Genomic DNA, 14,833 nt, shown 5'->3' on the forward strand with positions numbered 1-14,833 from the left:
AAACTTTTCACTTCAGCGTTTCATCCAAACAGACAATTTCTTTCGTCCCATCTTTGACAAAGCCTTGTCCGCAATGAACTTTCTTCCTTTAAAAGACATAATAAGATAAAATCTCCCGATTTGTCTTTTTATATCAAATATTGAACCAAAAACTTTGAGTATTTTTAATACATCCAAATATGATAAATCTCCCCGCCCTAATGCAGCCATTGTTCTAATATCATTATAATTATTTAATGCACCGCTTCTTCCTTTTAGTTTGAATCGAGTAATCAATTCAAGATGTGCACACTGATTTCTCATCTCTTTCAATATAAACAATGCCTGCTCAAATGCCTTTGCATCCGTCAGTGCAAGGCCAAAATCTTTTAACACTTTTTCTTTTACAGTATCATCTAAAAAGACAAATGTATAATACAAGCTCCCTAATGGTAAAGCTTTAATCGCAACCCAAAACGGAGGATCGGTATATTGATTCACATAATCCTTATCTCGCTTTAACTCATCAATAAAAGATCTGCTTCTGACGTTTCCATTTGGCCAATACTGTGTGGTTTTAAACAAATCAAATGAATTAAATCGATTTGTCAAATTGGTATCTGTTACTGGCGGAGCACTATAGCATGCTGGATTTATATAATTTAAAGTATCCGCAGGTGTTTTGCAATATGTAGCTGCAAAATTATATGATATTGATGTTCGAAGTCTGGCCTCCACATCAAATATTTTAAATAACGTATATTTTTTTAATTTCATATCAAAGAAAAATAAATCTCGAAAATCTTCAAAATACACATTTTCATACTCTTTATTAGGAACATTCTTTTTTAAAAGTATAGATTCAAACCCATTAATCACATCAAAATAATTATATTGACTTAAAACTTTCGCAGCTTTCTTTCTATTTTTGAATTTCAATCCTCTTCCAAGAAGTCCTGAAATCTGTTCATCTATTGTTTTAAATTCCTTAGTGACTGGCATTATTTTACCTCTATTACATTAGCGTATTAAAAAACCTCTCAGCACAAAAAATACTGAGAGGAATTCGCATTTTTCGACAGAATAAGCATATCACTTAACTCTGTTTTTTTCAATATAATTACAATGATAAGGATAAGCTTCTTTTCTATTATTACTTAATATATCAACTCGCTCAATACAATTTCTTCTGCACGATTGTGGATGCTACCCATTCTCTGAATCCATTCCCACTGATTATCCGCTTTCATTTTCTCAGTCACAGACTCAGCTTTTTACATCTGACTTATGATGACTTGCAATCTTTCCTGTGCCTGATTGTTTATATCCGCAAGATAAGTCCAGAGCTTGCAACTAAGCACCAAATCATTAAACAGTATCGGATTATTCTCTCTTAAATACTCTCGATGCATACGTCCATACTTTCCGATAGGACGCTTTTCCTCCGGTAACTTCAAATCCGGTATGTAATAATCCCCAACCAGTACATAATCAATTCCGTTTTTCGTAATTCTTTCTTTCATCGTATTTTGACCTCTTTCACAACGTATTTATCATAGCTTGACTTCATCTGTCGTAAAAGTGTCGCAAATTCAGGTTAGATTTTGAAAAAATCTTTGATTTTTAAAGGTTTTTAGCACTATTTTCGTCACTTGCTGTGGCACACGAATAGTAATTTTATCATAATCTCTATATACCTCCATTTTGTATTTTTTGTGTGTGGAATTATTGCCATTTGACATCTAACAGCAAAGAAAAATAGCATACATCCTTTTTCTTATGTACTGCTTATGCGTTAATCAGAGTATTCGCTTAACTCTTCCCACTCTTCATGATTCCCACAACGCCGTAGATAGTCCTTGCCGCCATCAACAGCCACAGCTCCACATTTACAAAACTTGAAATCATGGCGATGAGCGCTTTCTATTATATCACCGCACTTTTTGCATCGGATCTTATTTATAATAATCTTCTCCATGCAATCAACCTCCAGGTAATTTTCTTCTATCTCTCTTTGCTAAACTTCTCGATAAGATAATTTACATTATCGGAACATCATTTATAAAAATTAAAATCCAATCCGTGCCCTAATATCATTTAGCCACTCGCCTTTATATTTAAAGAACCTCGGGCCGGCAATAGAATATTTCTTCCCTGATATACGCTTTGCAGCAGCTGTCAGCGACATTTCTTTTCCTTGATATTCCACTTTTTTATCACCAACAACTTTACACTTAATATCTGGATTATTATAGTATTCTATTTCTTCTCCTACTGAAATTTGGCACTTAGAAAATGAAAAATTCTCTGCTTTTTCGTGGCTTTCTGTATCAATTTCTTGCGCCAACTGTTCTTCCTGTGCTTCGATATCACTTGGAACAACCAATTTCAAATTTTCTTTACAATCATGAATTTCCGCCATTGCTTCCAAAATTGCATAAGCTTCTTCTGGTTGCATAGCATAAAATTCACGAACTCTTCTCTGTCCATTAAAATCATCTATGGACCGCAGATCTGGATTCAACTTATCAATAATTGTATGAAGCTTTAAATCTGACAACCTGGAATTCACTTCGTATGTGGCATATACCCTGAAAGCGAATGGAATACATTCACTACGGTTTAATTGTTTCAATCGTTTGTCAATATCATCTGCATATCCTATTTTCACATAATCTGGGAAAGAGGGATTTGTGAGAATATATATTACACCTTTTGTGTCACTCATATATTTTTTCCTCCGATACGTTATACGTTGTCAGCAATGCTTTCATCTTACTGGCAACTTCTTCGGGCAGAGCAGTATCCATGCCGCCCACCTCATTAGGTAATTTCTTATAATCCCCGCTGCAAACCAGTCTTTTCTTGAATCGCTGGTTCCGCTTTTTAAAGTCAAATGAAGCTCCTTAATAAACTTCTCAGCCATCATACTTATCCCCTTGCTCCCATACATTTGTAGCCGCAAACCATTGTTCACCGAAAGAGTCCTTGTTGATTACTGCTGCGATTGGCTTGGTTAGGAATGCCCTGATTGTCCGCAGGACAGTACTATAACTATCTGTCTTCGTATCAATTTTTCGACAGAATACCTTCCACTTTTTCTGCATAGCCTCGTCATCATCGAAAGCCATCACCTGTTCAAATTGCTCAATAGTAAATATGTGGCCACGATTTTCAAAGGTTTTTCTCAAAGCTTCAGTTAGGATAGCGCCATCAAAGTCAAATTTATTTGCAAGATAATAGATGTCATAGTAATCCTTCATTCGGCTGGAGAACTCCATCAGATTGAGAATGGCATCAATTTTTTCAGCAATGGTTGTTTCGAGAGAGTATGTATTTACGGTAAGGGCTACAAAATCCTCCAACTGAGTTGGAATTCTACGTTTCTCCTGATTCGGTACGATGACATCTCCCACACCAAAGTCAATACTGAATGGAGTTTTGGTGTTCTTGATTCTTGCCACCAAGGAAGCACCGATTCCAGCGTATTCCTTTGTAACGGAGATTGGAGCAATGCCCGTAATTTCAAATGTAACAAACTCATTACCTGTAGGTGTGGAAATGATATCTTCCAGCACTTTTTTCAACTGCTCTGGGGTATTTGGAACTCTCCTGAGCAGGAAATCTACATCCACAGTCACTCGACTATCAAAATCGGTAACCGAGTAAATAAACAGCCCGCCTTTCAGGACAAGGTTTTCGGAATATTTTGATTTCTCCAAGCGACGCAGGAATTCTTCCTGGCAAAAGAGCTGTAGGCACAGCTGATAGCTTCTTCCATTTTTCTTACTTTTATTTTTTAGCCGTGCAAGCACAGATGCAGCAGTATCAGCCATTCAGCAACACCTCCATTATTTCGGTAACTTTTTTGTATACTCTTAGTTTCTTTGCGTATCCTGAAAGGTTTTGTAGATTTTTTTTAGAATCATTTGCATAGGCGTTCAATGCCTTATTAAAGGTTTCATTGTCCAGTCTTGAACGATATTTGAAACAATCACAAATTGTACGCTCCCGATCATATATAGGAAGTATAATTCCGCTAAAGTCGTCAGTTGTTTTGCCCAGTTCATATATCTCTGGTTGTACATAGTAAGTTTGCAATGCCAACACATCTACGTCGAGTTTTGTTCGAGACATAGATCTCGGTACCGCAATAGACCATTTCCGAGGAGCAAAGTCACTATAGCCATAATGGAAAAGGGCTGATTCCACACAAACAATTGCCTTTGGAATCAGTGTTGCAAGTAGTCGTTCTTCTGAAGGTATATCCTCCTCGGCAAGTTGATAATATCCGTGTCGAATACGAGCAAGGTATCCGGCGTTACACATATTCACAACATCGACGGCACAGATTCCTGCGGCAACAAAATCTGCTGATTTGGCAATACCTCCCTTTTCTATAATAATCTGTTTTGCAAGCCTTCTATTATCCACATATTCACCAACTTTCGATATTAAAAATCACGCACACTTAATTTGTTTTTGTATCCGTATTTATTATAACATTTAGATTTAAATATTCAATATTTTTACACACAAATTTATGCTTGTGTGTGTGGAATTATTGTCGTTTGACATCTAAAAACAAAGAATAAAATGATTACAATCACGAAATCATCAATTATTATGTGATAGCAACCGAAAAGCAAAGAAAAGACTTGATACTACTTATCGAAGAATAGCAAACAGCATTTTTCTTATGTGCCGCTTATGCGTCGGTCAAAGTATTCACTCAACTCTTCCCACTCTTCACGATTCCCACAACGCCGTAGAAATTGTAAGTTCCTGATATATTATTGCTCCTTAAATCCGACTCTGTTATCATGATGGCATAGACCCCCATACCTGCTGCAAATTTCTTTGTGTTCAAAAAGGAGGAAACTATCTTGAGCCAAGATCATAAGATAAAAATTGCCCTGTTACAGATTGCCCCCGAAAGCACGCTGGAAGCGAACCTTGAAAAAGGTCTCCGCTGCTGCAAAGAAGCCAAACGAAAGGAAGCTGATATCGCCCTGTTCCCTGAAATGTGGAGTAATGGATACCATATTTATGGGCGTCCTGTAAGTGAATGGCAGGCAGAAGCACTCTCTGTAGACAGCGACTTTGTGAATGCTTTCGGACGTTTAGCCAGGGAGCTCGACATGGCTATTGGCATCACCCTACTTGAAAAATGCGAAACCGCGCCCCGCAATACAGTTGTTCTCTTTGACAGATTCGGAGAGCGGAAATTTGTATATGCCAAAGTGCATACCTGCGACTTTGGAGCCGAGCATGATCTTACACCCGGCGAGGATTTTTATGTCTCAACCCTTGATACAGCGTGCGGTCCGTTGGAAGTTGGCGCTATGATCTGCTATGACAGGGAATTTCCTGAAAGCGCAAGGATTTTGATGCTCAAAGGAGCAGAGCTGATCCTGGTTCCTAATGCCTGTCCGATGGAGATTAACCGGCTTTCCCAGCTCCGTGCCAGGGCCTATGAAAATATGACGGCGATCGCCACCTGTAATTATCCAGAAACAGTCCCCGACTGTAATGGACATTCCAGTGTTTTTGATGGAATCGCCTATCTTCCCGAGTCAGACGCTTCACGGGATACCTGCATTTTGCAGGCGGATGGACAGGAAGGGATATATATTGCAGAACTGAATCTGGAACAGCTTCGCAGTTATCGAAAAAATGAAGTACACGGCAATGCCTACCGGCATCCGAAAAAATACGGACTTTTAACAGACACCAAGATTAGTGATCCGTTTATCAGAAATGACTACCGGGAATAAGATACTGGCATAGATACCCAGACGTACAAAAGGGGAATACCGGCGCCTGCCTGTATTCCCCTTTATAAATCCTATGTTCTTTGATCAGACTATTTTACCTCAACCAGCTCAATCCGGAAGTTTAATTCTTTTCCGGCCATCTCATGGTTTGCATCAAAAGTGATCGTCGTCTCTTCCTTTGCCACCACTTTCACCGGGAAGGGCTGTCCATACTGATTGGTCAGATAAACCTGCTGCCCAACCTGTGCTTCTTCGGATCCCGGAAGCTGTGCGATCTGGGCAGTAAATACTGCGTTTGGATCCGGCATACCGTAGGCTTCCTCCGGCATCAAATGCACATCCACAATCTGTCCCACTTCCATATCTGCAACGGCAGCGTCAAATCCTGGGATCATCTGTCCGGCGCCGCAGACAAACTCCAGCGGTTCCCCACGGTCATAAGAAGAGTTAAACTGGGTTCCATCGTTAAAGGTTCCCTTATAGTGGGTACGGCAGGTCTTTCCTACGTTGCGTCCGGTCAGTGTCGGCTGTGCGCCGCATCCTCCGCCGCAGCTGCTTCCACAGCCGCCTCCGCAGGAATGGCCCTCTTCATGATCTCCACAGGAGTGGCCTTCCTCATGGTCTCCACAGCTGTGGCCTTCTCCGTGATGATGGTCACAGTTCGCTCCTGTAGACACCAGTTCTCCATTCAGATAAGCTTCTACTGCCTGATCTGTATCTCCTTCTGCTCCGGAACATAATTCCACACCTGCCTCTGCAAGAGCAGCCTGGGCTCCACCGCCGATGCCGCCGCAGATCAGCACATCTACTTTCTGCTCCGCCAGGAGTCCTGCCAATGCGCCATGTCCTACGCCATTAGAACCGATCACTTCACTGGAAATGACCTGATTATTTTCCACTTCATATACCTTGAAAGACTCGGTTCTTCCAAAATGCTGAAATATGTTTCCATTATCATAAGTCACTGCTATTTTCATATCTGAAACCTCCCAAATATTTTCCTGCTTATTTTAACACATACAGGAAACTTTTTGAATACAACGCTTTATTTTTATTCTGCCCCTTATTTCATCACCAGCTCCGGATGAAAGTTCAGGTAATCTCCTGAGACCAGCATATATCTGACGCCGTGAAATTCTCCCCTCAAGCTGTCCCCGAACCGGCTTTCTCCATGGCAGTGGGAATATACAACTGCGGTGACCCCGTATTCTTCCGCGATCTCTGTAAACGGCGATGTTTCCTCCAGGATACTGGTCGGCGGATAGTGCAGAAACATGATATATTTCTCATACCCCGCTTCCTTTGCCTGCCGGAAAGATTCCCTGAGGCGTGCCGTTTCCCTTTTTACAAGCTTTCTGGCCCGGGCCTCCTTTTCCTCGTCCCATCCGACCACTCGTCCCCGGAAATCCAGATAGAAGGGGCCTTCAAAGGTATATCCCTTTGTTCCTACCAGCGCATAATCTTGATAGGCAAAAAAATTATTTTGCAGAAAGAAGAGTCTGTCTTTAAATTCCTCGTTTAACCGGTCTGTCTTTTTCGCATCCCAGAACATATCGTGGTTGCCTCTGAGCAGGACCTTACGCCCCGGCAGCTTCTCTATAAACGCCAGATCTTCAAGGCATTCGGATAATCTCTTTCCCCAGGAATGGTCTCCTGTCAGCACCAGTGTATCCTCCGGCTTTACAATCTTACTGACGTATTTTTCAATCTTATGTTCATGATTCTTCCAGACCTTCCCAAACTTATCCATGGATTTATCTGACTGGAAACTTAGATGCAGGTCTCCCAATGCATACAGCGCCATAACCTTTTCTCCTTTTAAAGCCCATTCCGGTAAACATCGTTCATCACTGCCTGGGCCTGTTCCATCTCCTTCTTCTGAATGATCTGCTGCCTGTCGCTTAAAATCGCCAGCATCTCATCCACCAGATCTTCCACCCGGGGATTGCTTACCCTGTACAAATACCCCAGCATCCTGGTTGCCGTATAATCTGTATTCATATGCTGATATGCAATCTCCCTGCAAAGCTCCTTCGGATACCCTTTACTTAGCAGAAGTTTATAAAGTTCCTCTGTTCTTTCTGATGCCATAAGCTATACCTCTCCTCCGCACGCAAAAATAACGATCCGCTCACGCGGGTCATCTCCCGGGAACAAGTCCCTGCAGTCAATCTCATCCAGAAAATCCAGTTCATCTACCGTCATCAGATAAGAAATATATTCATCTGACGGATAATAGAAAAAGAATAATATTTTCCTTGGCGCCCCATACCAGGATTCTAAAATACGACCCAAAACCTTCCGGAGCAGTTCCAGAGAAAAGGGATTGAAAAAATAAATCCTGTCCACAGACTCCGGCACTGCAAAATGTTCTGCATCTGTCAGCTTAAAAGTTGTTCTTTCAGCCGAGACAGCCGTCTTCTGATTTTCCACTGCTTTATCGTAGATCCGCTCATCATATTCAACTCCAATGGTACGGCACCTTAATTGCCAGGATAGAAAGAAATCTACCCGGCCTTTGCCGCAGCCGTAATCTAAAAGCGTATTTCCTTTCCGGGTATATCCGCTATTCGCCAGCCTCTCCAGTACAGGATAAGGCGTAGGCTCATAGGGATACCGGTACTGGTCTGCGCCGGTATCATCCCTACCCGTCGTCCGGATCTGCAGGAGACGGTCCCATTTATCTTCGTTTTTATTCATGCTTCCTATCTCTCCGCTCTTCCCAGCTCCCAGAACGCCACCGCACTGGCTGCCGCCACATTCAATGAATCCACGCCATGAGCCATGGGAATCTTGATCGTGTAATCGGAAGCCTTGATCGTCTCATCCATAAGCCCGTCACCCTCTGTTCCCAGGATGACTGCCAGCTTCTCTTCATTTCTCAGACGGCTGTCATCTATGTCCACCGACTCATCATGCAGCGCCATAGAAGCAATGGAAAATCCCAGGCTCTTCAGGTAACGCATCCCATCTTTCGGCCAGCCGCCTGTTTCCTCTTCTGACATAAACGTCCAGGGAGTCTGGAACACCGTCCCCATACTGACCCGGATAGCTCTGCGATACAAAGGATTACTGCATCCGGGTGTCAGAAGAACCGCATCCATGTTCAATGCTGCCGCCGAACGAATGACAGCGCCTACGTTAGTAGGATTCATGACATTTTCCAGGACAGCCACGCGCCTTGTGCCCTTACAGATATCCCGTACCTGCGGCAGCGATTTCCGGCGCATGGCACACAGAAGACCTCTGGTCAGCTGATAACCGGTAAGCTGCGTCAAAACTTCAAAAGGAGCCGTATAAACCGGAATCTCCGGACACCTTTCGATCACCTCCCGGGTTGCTGTACTCTCCCGTGACTCTCCGCAAATATGCCCTTCTTCTGCCAGGATGGAAACAGGCTCATAGCCCGCATCCAGAGCTCGCAGGACTACCTTGGGACTTTCAGCAATGAATAGTCCGTCCTGCGGGCAGTCTTTATTTAAAAGCTGAGCTTCCGTCAGCCTGGCATAGATATCCAGTTCTTTTGCTGAAAAGTCTGTGATTCCTATAATATTTTCCATGTTTGCTGTCTCCCTTTTCACTAAAAGAAAATAAGAAGCACCGCCTGCGCCGCAAATAGCACCGGGACCGCCCGGAACAAAAGCTTTTTTGTCTTATGGTGAAAGAAATACATTCCTGCCAGAGCCCCGGCCGCCCCGCCGATAAGGGCCAGCCCCAGAAGCGCCTCCTCGCTGATCCGGTACTGATGCTTTCTGGCTCTTCGCTTATCAATGCCAAAGGCCGCAAACGCCGCCAGATTTACAAAGATAAGATAATACGCAGTCCATTCAAGTCCCATGCCCCGTCATCTGCTCCTTCCTCTGGTTCTTCCATATCATACAGCCAGATCACTTCTCTAGCCAAGAAGCGCCTTCACCATATCGGCATCAAACTTGACTGACTGCACATGATCCACCTCGATCTGATATAAGGCATTGGCGGCCAGATGCTCCGCGGCCTGCTCCAGATCACGGATTCCACTGGTATGTTTATGCAATTCGATCACCGCATCCAGCCCGTCCTTCGTAAGCGTACATTCGTTTTCCTGCATACCGATCCTTTTCAGGACTTTAGGAAGCGCATACTGCGAGAAGATCACCTTCTTTTCCTCCGGCGTATAGTCCGGAATCTCAATCACAGCAAACCGTGACATCAAAGGCGCACTGATCTGATCCTTATCATTTGCAGTCGCAATGGGGTATACACCTACGGTGGGAATCATGCACTCGATATAATTGTCTGTAAATCCCAGGTTATCAAGCAGGGTTAAGAGAACGTCCGCCGGGTTCCCGTTGCCTTTTCCGGCCGCCGCCTTGTCCAGCTCATTGATAATAAATACCAGATTCGATTCTCCTGCCATGGAAAAGGCATCCATAATGATTCCCGGTTTCGCATTGGCATAGATCCTGGAACTTCCCGTCAGCTGCTCCGGATCGTTGATGGAGCTCATATCCAGCGTGGTCCAGGGCAGTTTCAGGATCCTGGCTACCGCATAGGCAATCTGAGACTTTCCGGTTCCCGCCGGCCCCACCAAAAGAAGGCCATAGGCCGGCAGCGTATGGGTCCGGTTGATCTGGATGATGGTCTCGATAATCCTTTGTTTCACCTGTTCCATGCCATAGAGTTCTTCATCCAGGATCCTTCGTGCTTCTTTCGGATCAATGGACTGGAAATAGTCACTCTTCCAGTGGATATTCATCATGATAGAGAGGGCCCGCTGCGCATGCCGCCTCTCTTCCTGGGACACCTCATTCGACCGGGCCACCGCAAGGTTTCTCCTGGCCCAGAGGCGGATGTTATCCGGCAATGTCCTTCCCGCACAGTTCATGAAGTCCGTAATGCTCTGGATGCTGGTCAGCTTCATGCTGTCGCCGCTTTCTTCCTCATCCTCATCCGGCAGTTCCTCTGACGGAGCGTCGCTGGACAGCAGACGTTCAATCATAAACTGCAAAAATCCATCCTCTGCCGAGAGCTTAGAACCGCCTCCAAACGCAATCTCCCGGATCTTATAAACAGCGTATCCATCCTCCCGGGATGCCCCTGAGAGGCGCACATTGATATGATTTTCTCCCAGCCATTTCAGAAGGCTAACGAATCTGGCGTCGATCTTCAGGATATCTGCACTGACAGTTCCCGCCTCGCCTTTAAATTCAAAGGCTGTCTTCCGGATAGGATTGGTAAAGGTCCCGTTGGAATGATGTTTAAGCTGTCCTTCCCTGTTATCCAGCACCAGCATGGGATGATCTGCGGAGGCCTCCGGATTGCTGGAATAAAATATTTCATACGTACATTCTGGAGCCTGCGACTCCTCTGGTGAATTATTAAAATCAAAAACTGGCATACGATCTGTTCCTTTCCCTACTCATCTATGATGTATTTTCCATAAAATATCTTCTATGGAACATTCTATCTGATTCGGGCAGGACAGGCAATCCGTTTTTTCCGCTGATATCCATCTTTTTTCATCCAGTCCGCCACCAGCAAAAAAACTGCTATGGCTGTAACCGCCAGTCCGGCCGTTTTCCCCTGCGCATGGTACTGGATCTCTACCTCATGTTTACCCGCATCTACCGGAACCCCCAGGAATCCTCCGTTCACCTTCTCTGCTTTTTCCTCTTGCCCGTCCACCAGCACAGTGAAGCCGTCGTCGTAGGGAATGGAAGTGATGAGATATCCGTCTGTGTCTGTAGTAAAGCTGCCCGCAAGGCTATCTCCATCCGCACGCAAAGAAAGATTTGCGTCTACAATCTGCTCCCTGCTATCCGTAGCTGTGCTGTCTGTCCCTTCACTTCCGGTGCTTCCATACCAGGCTTTCACATGAGAAATTTCATAGGATCCTTCTCCGAAGGTGATCTCCAGTTCATCTGCGTTTTCCAGACTGCATACATAATAAAAGGTCTTGTTTCCGTTTGGATAGGCGTAACCCCTGGTAGCGCTCTGCTTGTTGGTCTCGCCGTTCACCGTAATAGATACGTCCGAAGACTTGTGATGATTTTCCACATCAAAGCACAGAAAGAGATACTGATCGCCGTCCTGCCGGTCTTCCAGTGTGATCGTCTGTGTTTCCCCGCCTTTCGAAATGTCGTATGTCTGCTCCAGAGATGTCAGATCTGTTTCCCGTATTTCAGACGACAAAGACACGTTGTCACGGTCCCCGGCCACAGAAAAACTTGACAGAGCCAGCTGCCTTTCCGGCCAGGAGAGGCTCTCAAAAGTCTGATCTGAGATGATCTGATCTGTCACATAACCCACCGGGGTTGTGCTTTCATTTTTATAAATGTCTATATTCCCCTTTTCTCCAATCTTTTCATATCCTTCCGGCGCTACTTCCCCACTGTCTTCCCTGACCAGAAGGTATTTTACACCCATCAGATCCAGAAAGATCGGATTATCTGAGGATTCCTGCATCAAAGTATTTCTGGCCGGACGATTCAGATGTAAAACCTCCTCCCGAAATGTCTCATAATCCGTATTACTGATGGAAGAATAGACCGTAGTCACGTTCTGTCCTGATACCAGCGACTGATTATCCGCCGCCTTTTCCTGGGCTCTTGTACCCCGGACCTCCGTCCGGTACAGTCCCGTATCCTCCTTTCGGATCTGCTGCATGGCTTCCGTCAGGTCACTGTCCTGAAACTCCTCCATCCAGTCCGCTTCTACCAGATACTCTCTCGCCATCCGGACCTGGCATACCGAAGAAACGGCCATACAGGCCAGAAGTCCTGCACACACAGCCCTTTTCCACAGGCGGACACCGATCAGGATAAATAATCCGCACAAAACCAGATCCGCATACACAACATACCGCTCCAGATCCGTGATCCCTTCATCCTTGCTTCCATAGACCAGGACAATAGCCGCCAATAAGTAACCTGCCAAAAGTCTCCGGTTTTCCAGGCTCTTTTCCCGTATTCTTTTCAGGAACGCCGCTGCCAGCCAGGCAATCAGGGGCAGGAAGGGAATATATGCCTTTGTCCGCAGATAAAGCCCTCCGTTCAACAGAAATTCTGCTGCCGGGAACACCAAAAGGAGCACGATACAGACCGCCAGATATTTTTCCTTACCCCGGCGGTAAAACAGGCTGACCGCAAGGATCACCACTGCCATAGCCGTAAGCCCCATGCCATAGGAAGTATAAAGAACATTCCACAGGCTGATCTGAGGCGTCAGAAGCTCCTTCAGGCCATAACTGCTTCCTTCACTTCTTCCACCCAACATAGCAAAGAACACAGGAACCAGGTAAAAAAAGGACAACAGGCCGCCAAAAAAGGCCGGATAAAACTGCTTCCAAAGAGAGCGTATCAATACTGCCGGGGACGATGCCCATTCCTTTTTCCATCCGCACAGTCCATAGATCAGAAGAGCGGCCACCCCGCCCACCGCAAAATAAAAGCTGGTCAGCACCATACAAAACACACCCAGAGTCAACAGGGCATATTTGCCGGTGCGGCAGTACCGGTCATATCCGATCAGCGTCAGCAGGAGGAATGGCAGATAGCTGACAAACATAATCTGCATGGAGGTATGGAATACGACCGGCCCCGCCATGATCATGATGAAAGACGCAAAAAAGCTTTCTTCCTCCCGAAAATCTTCCCTGAGAAGCCACAGATAACAAAGCAGACCGTCTGCGATCCATGTCGCAAGCATCATACCCTGCACATAAACTGCCATATCCACGAAAGGGAGCAGATAAGAAAGAAGATACAATGGATTATAGAGTCCATAGTATCCAAAATTGTAGATATTCTGCCCTCCTCCGATCTCCATGGCAAAATCCGGGAAAAGATTTCCCGTTTCATAAAAGCGCTGCCGGAAATATTCCGGAAATACAATATGCTGGGACAGCCAGTCTGTCTCAAAACCCGCCAGATATCCTCCGCTTATCTTCATCAGAAAAAACAGTATCGGTATCACCATGAGAATGAACGGAAACAAATGTTTCCTGCTGAATCTGATCTTCTTCATCACTGGAACTCCTCAAAATATAGATTGGCCTGTCTTTGATCTCGGTATAAGCCCTGGCAAGATACTGGCCCATAATGCCAAGACACAAAAGCTGGATACCGCCGATAAAAAAGATGACGCACATCATGGACGGCCAGCCTGCCACCGGATCGTGCCAGAAGATGTTTTTGATCACCAAAAACAGCATCATGACAAATGCCGCGCCGCAGAAAAAAATCCCGCCATAGGACGCAACGGACAGAGGGATCGTGGAAAAGCCCAGAATCCCGTCCAGGGAATACCGGAACAGCTTTCCGATCGACCACTTGGTATCGCCTGCCGCTCTCTCTACATTATGGTAGGGCAGCCATTTTGTTTTAAATCCTACCCACCCAAACAAGCCTTTGGAAAACCGGTTGCGTTCTCCCAAAGATAAAATGGCGTCCGTCATCTTCCGGTTCATCATCCGGAAGTCTCTTGCTCCTTCTTCAATCTTCACCTTCGAAAGCCGGTTGATACATTTATAAAAAGCGCCGGAAAGGAATGAACGGATCCTCGCCTCTCCGTCCCGGTCTTCCCGCCGGGTAGCCACGCAGTCATACTCCCCTTTCTTCAATGTCTGCAGCATCAGCGGAATATATTCCGGCGGATCCTGGAGATCTGCGTCCATCACGGCCACATACTCTCCTCTGGCCGCCTGCATCCCTGCATACATAGCCGCCTCTTTCCCAAAATTCCGCGAAAACGACAGGTAACGATAGCTGTTCCTCTTTTTATGGAACTGGCCGAGGATCTCCGCCGTCCGGTCCGTGGAGCCATCATCCACAAAAATAATCTCCACCTCCGCAGTTTTCATCTCTTTGATAATTCTCTCCATTGCATGGATATAGATCGGAAGTACTTCCTCTTCATTAAAGCAGGGGACGACGATGCTCACCAGTGTTTTCCTATCCCTGTTCATATCATAACTCCTTTCCATTATCAAACTGTCCATTACTCTACACCTCAATTGTTATATTTTTGTGAAAAACAATCTTAAAGATTTCTAAAGATTCTATTGGGAATTATTATGGAGCCTGAGTTTAAATAAA

At 44.9% G+C, this 14,833-nt stretch carries 16 protein-coding genes and 2 pseudogenes; 1 reads left to right on the forward strand and 17 read right to left on the reverse strand.

The window, feature by feature from the left end:
- Positions 1-12: 12 nt before the first annotated feature.
- The 8 genes and pseudogenes from BKD12_RS04255 to BKD12_RS04285 form a co-directional block, all read right to left on the reverse strand.
- Positions 13-981, reverse strand: coding sequence for an Abi family protein (locus BKD12_RS04255; RefSeq protein WP_070088093.1), 969 nt, complete (start codon positions 979-981; stop codon positions 13-15).
- A gap of 155 nt (positions 982-1,136) precedes the next feature.
- A pseudogene (locus BKD12_RS04260) lies at positions 1,137-1,502 on the reverse strand (TnpV protein).
- Positions 1,503-1,571: 69 nt separating this feature from the next.
- Entirely contained in the window at positions 1,572-1,721 is a 150-nt protein-coding gene (locus BKD12_RS17090; protein ID WP_207645171.1) for a hypothetical protein, read from the reverse strand.
- Positions 1,722-1,774: 53 nt separating this feature from the next.
- Complete coding sequence (locus tag BKD12_RS17650) at positions 1,775-1,957, reverse strand: DUF7695 domain-containing protein (protein WP_070088094.1); 183 nt, start codon at positions 1,955-1,957, stop codon at positions 1,775-1,777.
- 90 nt (positions 1,958-2,047) lie between these two features.
- Complete coding sequence (locus tag BKD12_RS04270) at positions 2,048-2,707, reverse strand: GIY-YIG nuclease family protein (RefSeq protein WP_070088095.1); 660 nt, start codon at positions 2,705-2,707, stop codon at positions 2,048-2,050.
- Positions 2,703-2,905: pseudogene (locus BKD12_RS04275) on the reverse strand (cell filamentation protein Fic); the annotation flags it as partial. The gene BKD12_RS04270 and the pseudogene BKD12_RS04275, both read right to left, overlap by 5 nt.
- Positions 2,898-3,815, reverse strand: coding sequence for a nucleotidyl transferase AbiEii/AbiGii toxin family protein (locus BKD12_RS04280; RefSeq protein ID WP_070088096.1), 918 nt, complete (start codon positions 3,813-3,815; stop codon positions 2,898-2,900). The pseudogene BKD12_RS04275 and the gene BKD12_RS04280, both read right to left, overlap by 8 nt.
- Positions 3,808-4,413, reverse strand: coding sequence for a type IV toxin-antitoxin system AbiEi family antitoxin domain-containing protein (locus BKD12_RS04285; RefSeq protein WP_070088097.1), 606 nt, complete (start codon positions 4,411-4,413; stop codon positions 3,808-3,810). Before BKD12_RS04285 ends, BKD12_RS04280 begins: the two co-directional genes overlap by 8 nt.
- A 452-nt stretch (positions 4,414-4,865) precedes the next feature.
- Between BKD12_RS04285 and BKD12_RS04290 the strand changes: the two genes are divergently transcribed.
- Positions 4,866-5,756 carry a carbon-nitrogen hydrolase family protein gene (locus BKD12_RS04290; protein ID WP_070088098.1) on the forward strand — a complete coding sequence of 297 codons (891 nt, stop codon included), beginning with the start codon at positions 4,866-4,868 and terminating at the stop codon, positions 5,754-5,756.
- 89 nt (positions 5,757-5,845) lie between these two features.
- Here the strand turns inward: BKD12_RS04290 and BKD12_RS04295 are convergent, their stop codons facing one another.
- The 9 genes from BKD12_RS04295 to BKD12_RS04335 all read right to left on the reverse strand — a co-directional run bounded on the left by BKD12_RS04295 (position 5,846) and on the right by BKD12_RS04335 (position 14,703).
- On the reverse strand, positions 5,846-6,733 hold the full coding sequence (locus BKD12_RS04295; RefSeq protein WP_070088099.1) for a NifB/NifX family molybdenum-iron cluster-binding protein: 888 nt from the start codon (positions 6,731-6,733) through the stop codon (positions 5,846-5,848).
- 86 nt (positions 6,734-6,819) lie between these two features.
- Positions 6,820-7,560, reverse strand: coding sequence for a metallophosphoesterase (locus BKD12_RS04300; protein WP_070088100.1), 741 nt, complete (start codon positions 7,558-7,560; stop codon positions 6,820-6,822).
- Between the two features lie 14 nt (positions 7,561-7,574).
- Positions 7,575-7,847: a hypothetical protein gene (locus BKD12_RS04305; protein ID WP_070088101.1), complete on the reverse strand. Its 273-nt coding sequence runs from the start codon at positions 7,845-7,847 to the stop codon at positions 7,575-7,577.
- A gap of 3 nt (positions 7,848-7,850) precedes the next feature.
- The gene (locus BKD12_RS04310) at positions 7,851-8,456 is read right to left on the reverse strand and encodes a class I SAM-dependent methyltransferase (protein WP_070088102.1); all 606 of its coding nucleotides are present in this window, start codon (positions 8,454-8,456) and stop codon (positions 7,851-7,853) included.
- A gap of 5 nt (positions 8,457-8,461) precedes the next feature.
- On the reverse strand, positions 8,462-9,316 hold the full coding sequence (locus BKD12_RS04315; protein ID WP_070088103.1) for a TrmH family RNA methyltransferase: 855 nt from the start codon (positions 9,314-9,316) through the stop codon (positions 8,462-8,464).
- Positions 9,317-9,336: 20 nt separating this feature from the next.
- Entirely contained in the window at positions 9,337-9,594 is a 258-nt protein-coding gene (locus BKD12_RS04320; RefSeq protein ID WP_070088104.1) for a DUF1294 domain-containing protein, read from the reverse strand.
- Between the two features lie 57 nt (positions 9,595-9,651).
- Complete coding sequence (locus BKD12_RS04325; protein WP_070088105.1) at positions 9,652-11,136, reverse strand: AAA family ATPase; 1,485 nt, start codon at positions 11,134-11,136, stop codon at positions 9,652-9,654.
- Between the two features lie 65 nt (positions 11,137-11,201).
- The gene (locus BKD12_RS04330; protein ID WP_083262830.1) at positions 11,202-13,763 is read right to left on the reverse strand and encodes a YfhO family protein; all 2,562 of its coding nucleotides are present in this window, start codon (positions 13,761-13,763) and stop codon (positions 11,202-11,204) included.
- Positions 13,654-14,703 (reverse strand): glycosyltransferase family 2 protein, encoded by a 1,050-nt coding sequence (locus tag BKD12_RS04335; protein WP_070088107.1) that lies wholly within the window; start codon positions 14,701-14,703, stop codon positions 13,654-13,656. Before BKD12_RS04335 ends, BKD12_RS04330 begins: the two co-directional genes overlap by 110 nt.
- Positions 14,704-14,833: the final 130 nt, after the last annotated feature.

Origin of the sequence: Merdimonas faecis (assembly GCF_001754075.1) — a bacterium.
Lineage (GTDB): Bacteria > Bacillota > Clostridia > Lachnospirales > Lachnospiraceae > Merdimonas > Merdimonas faecis.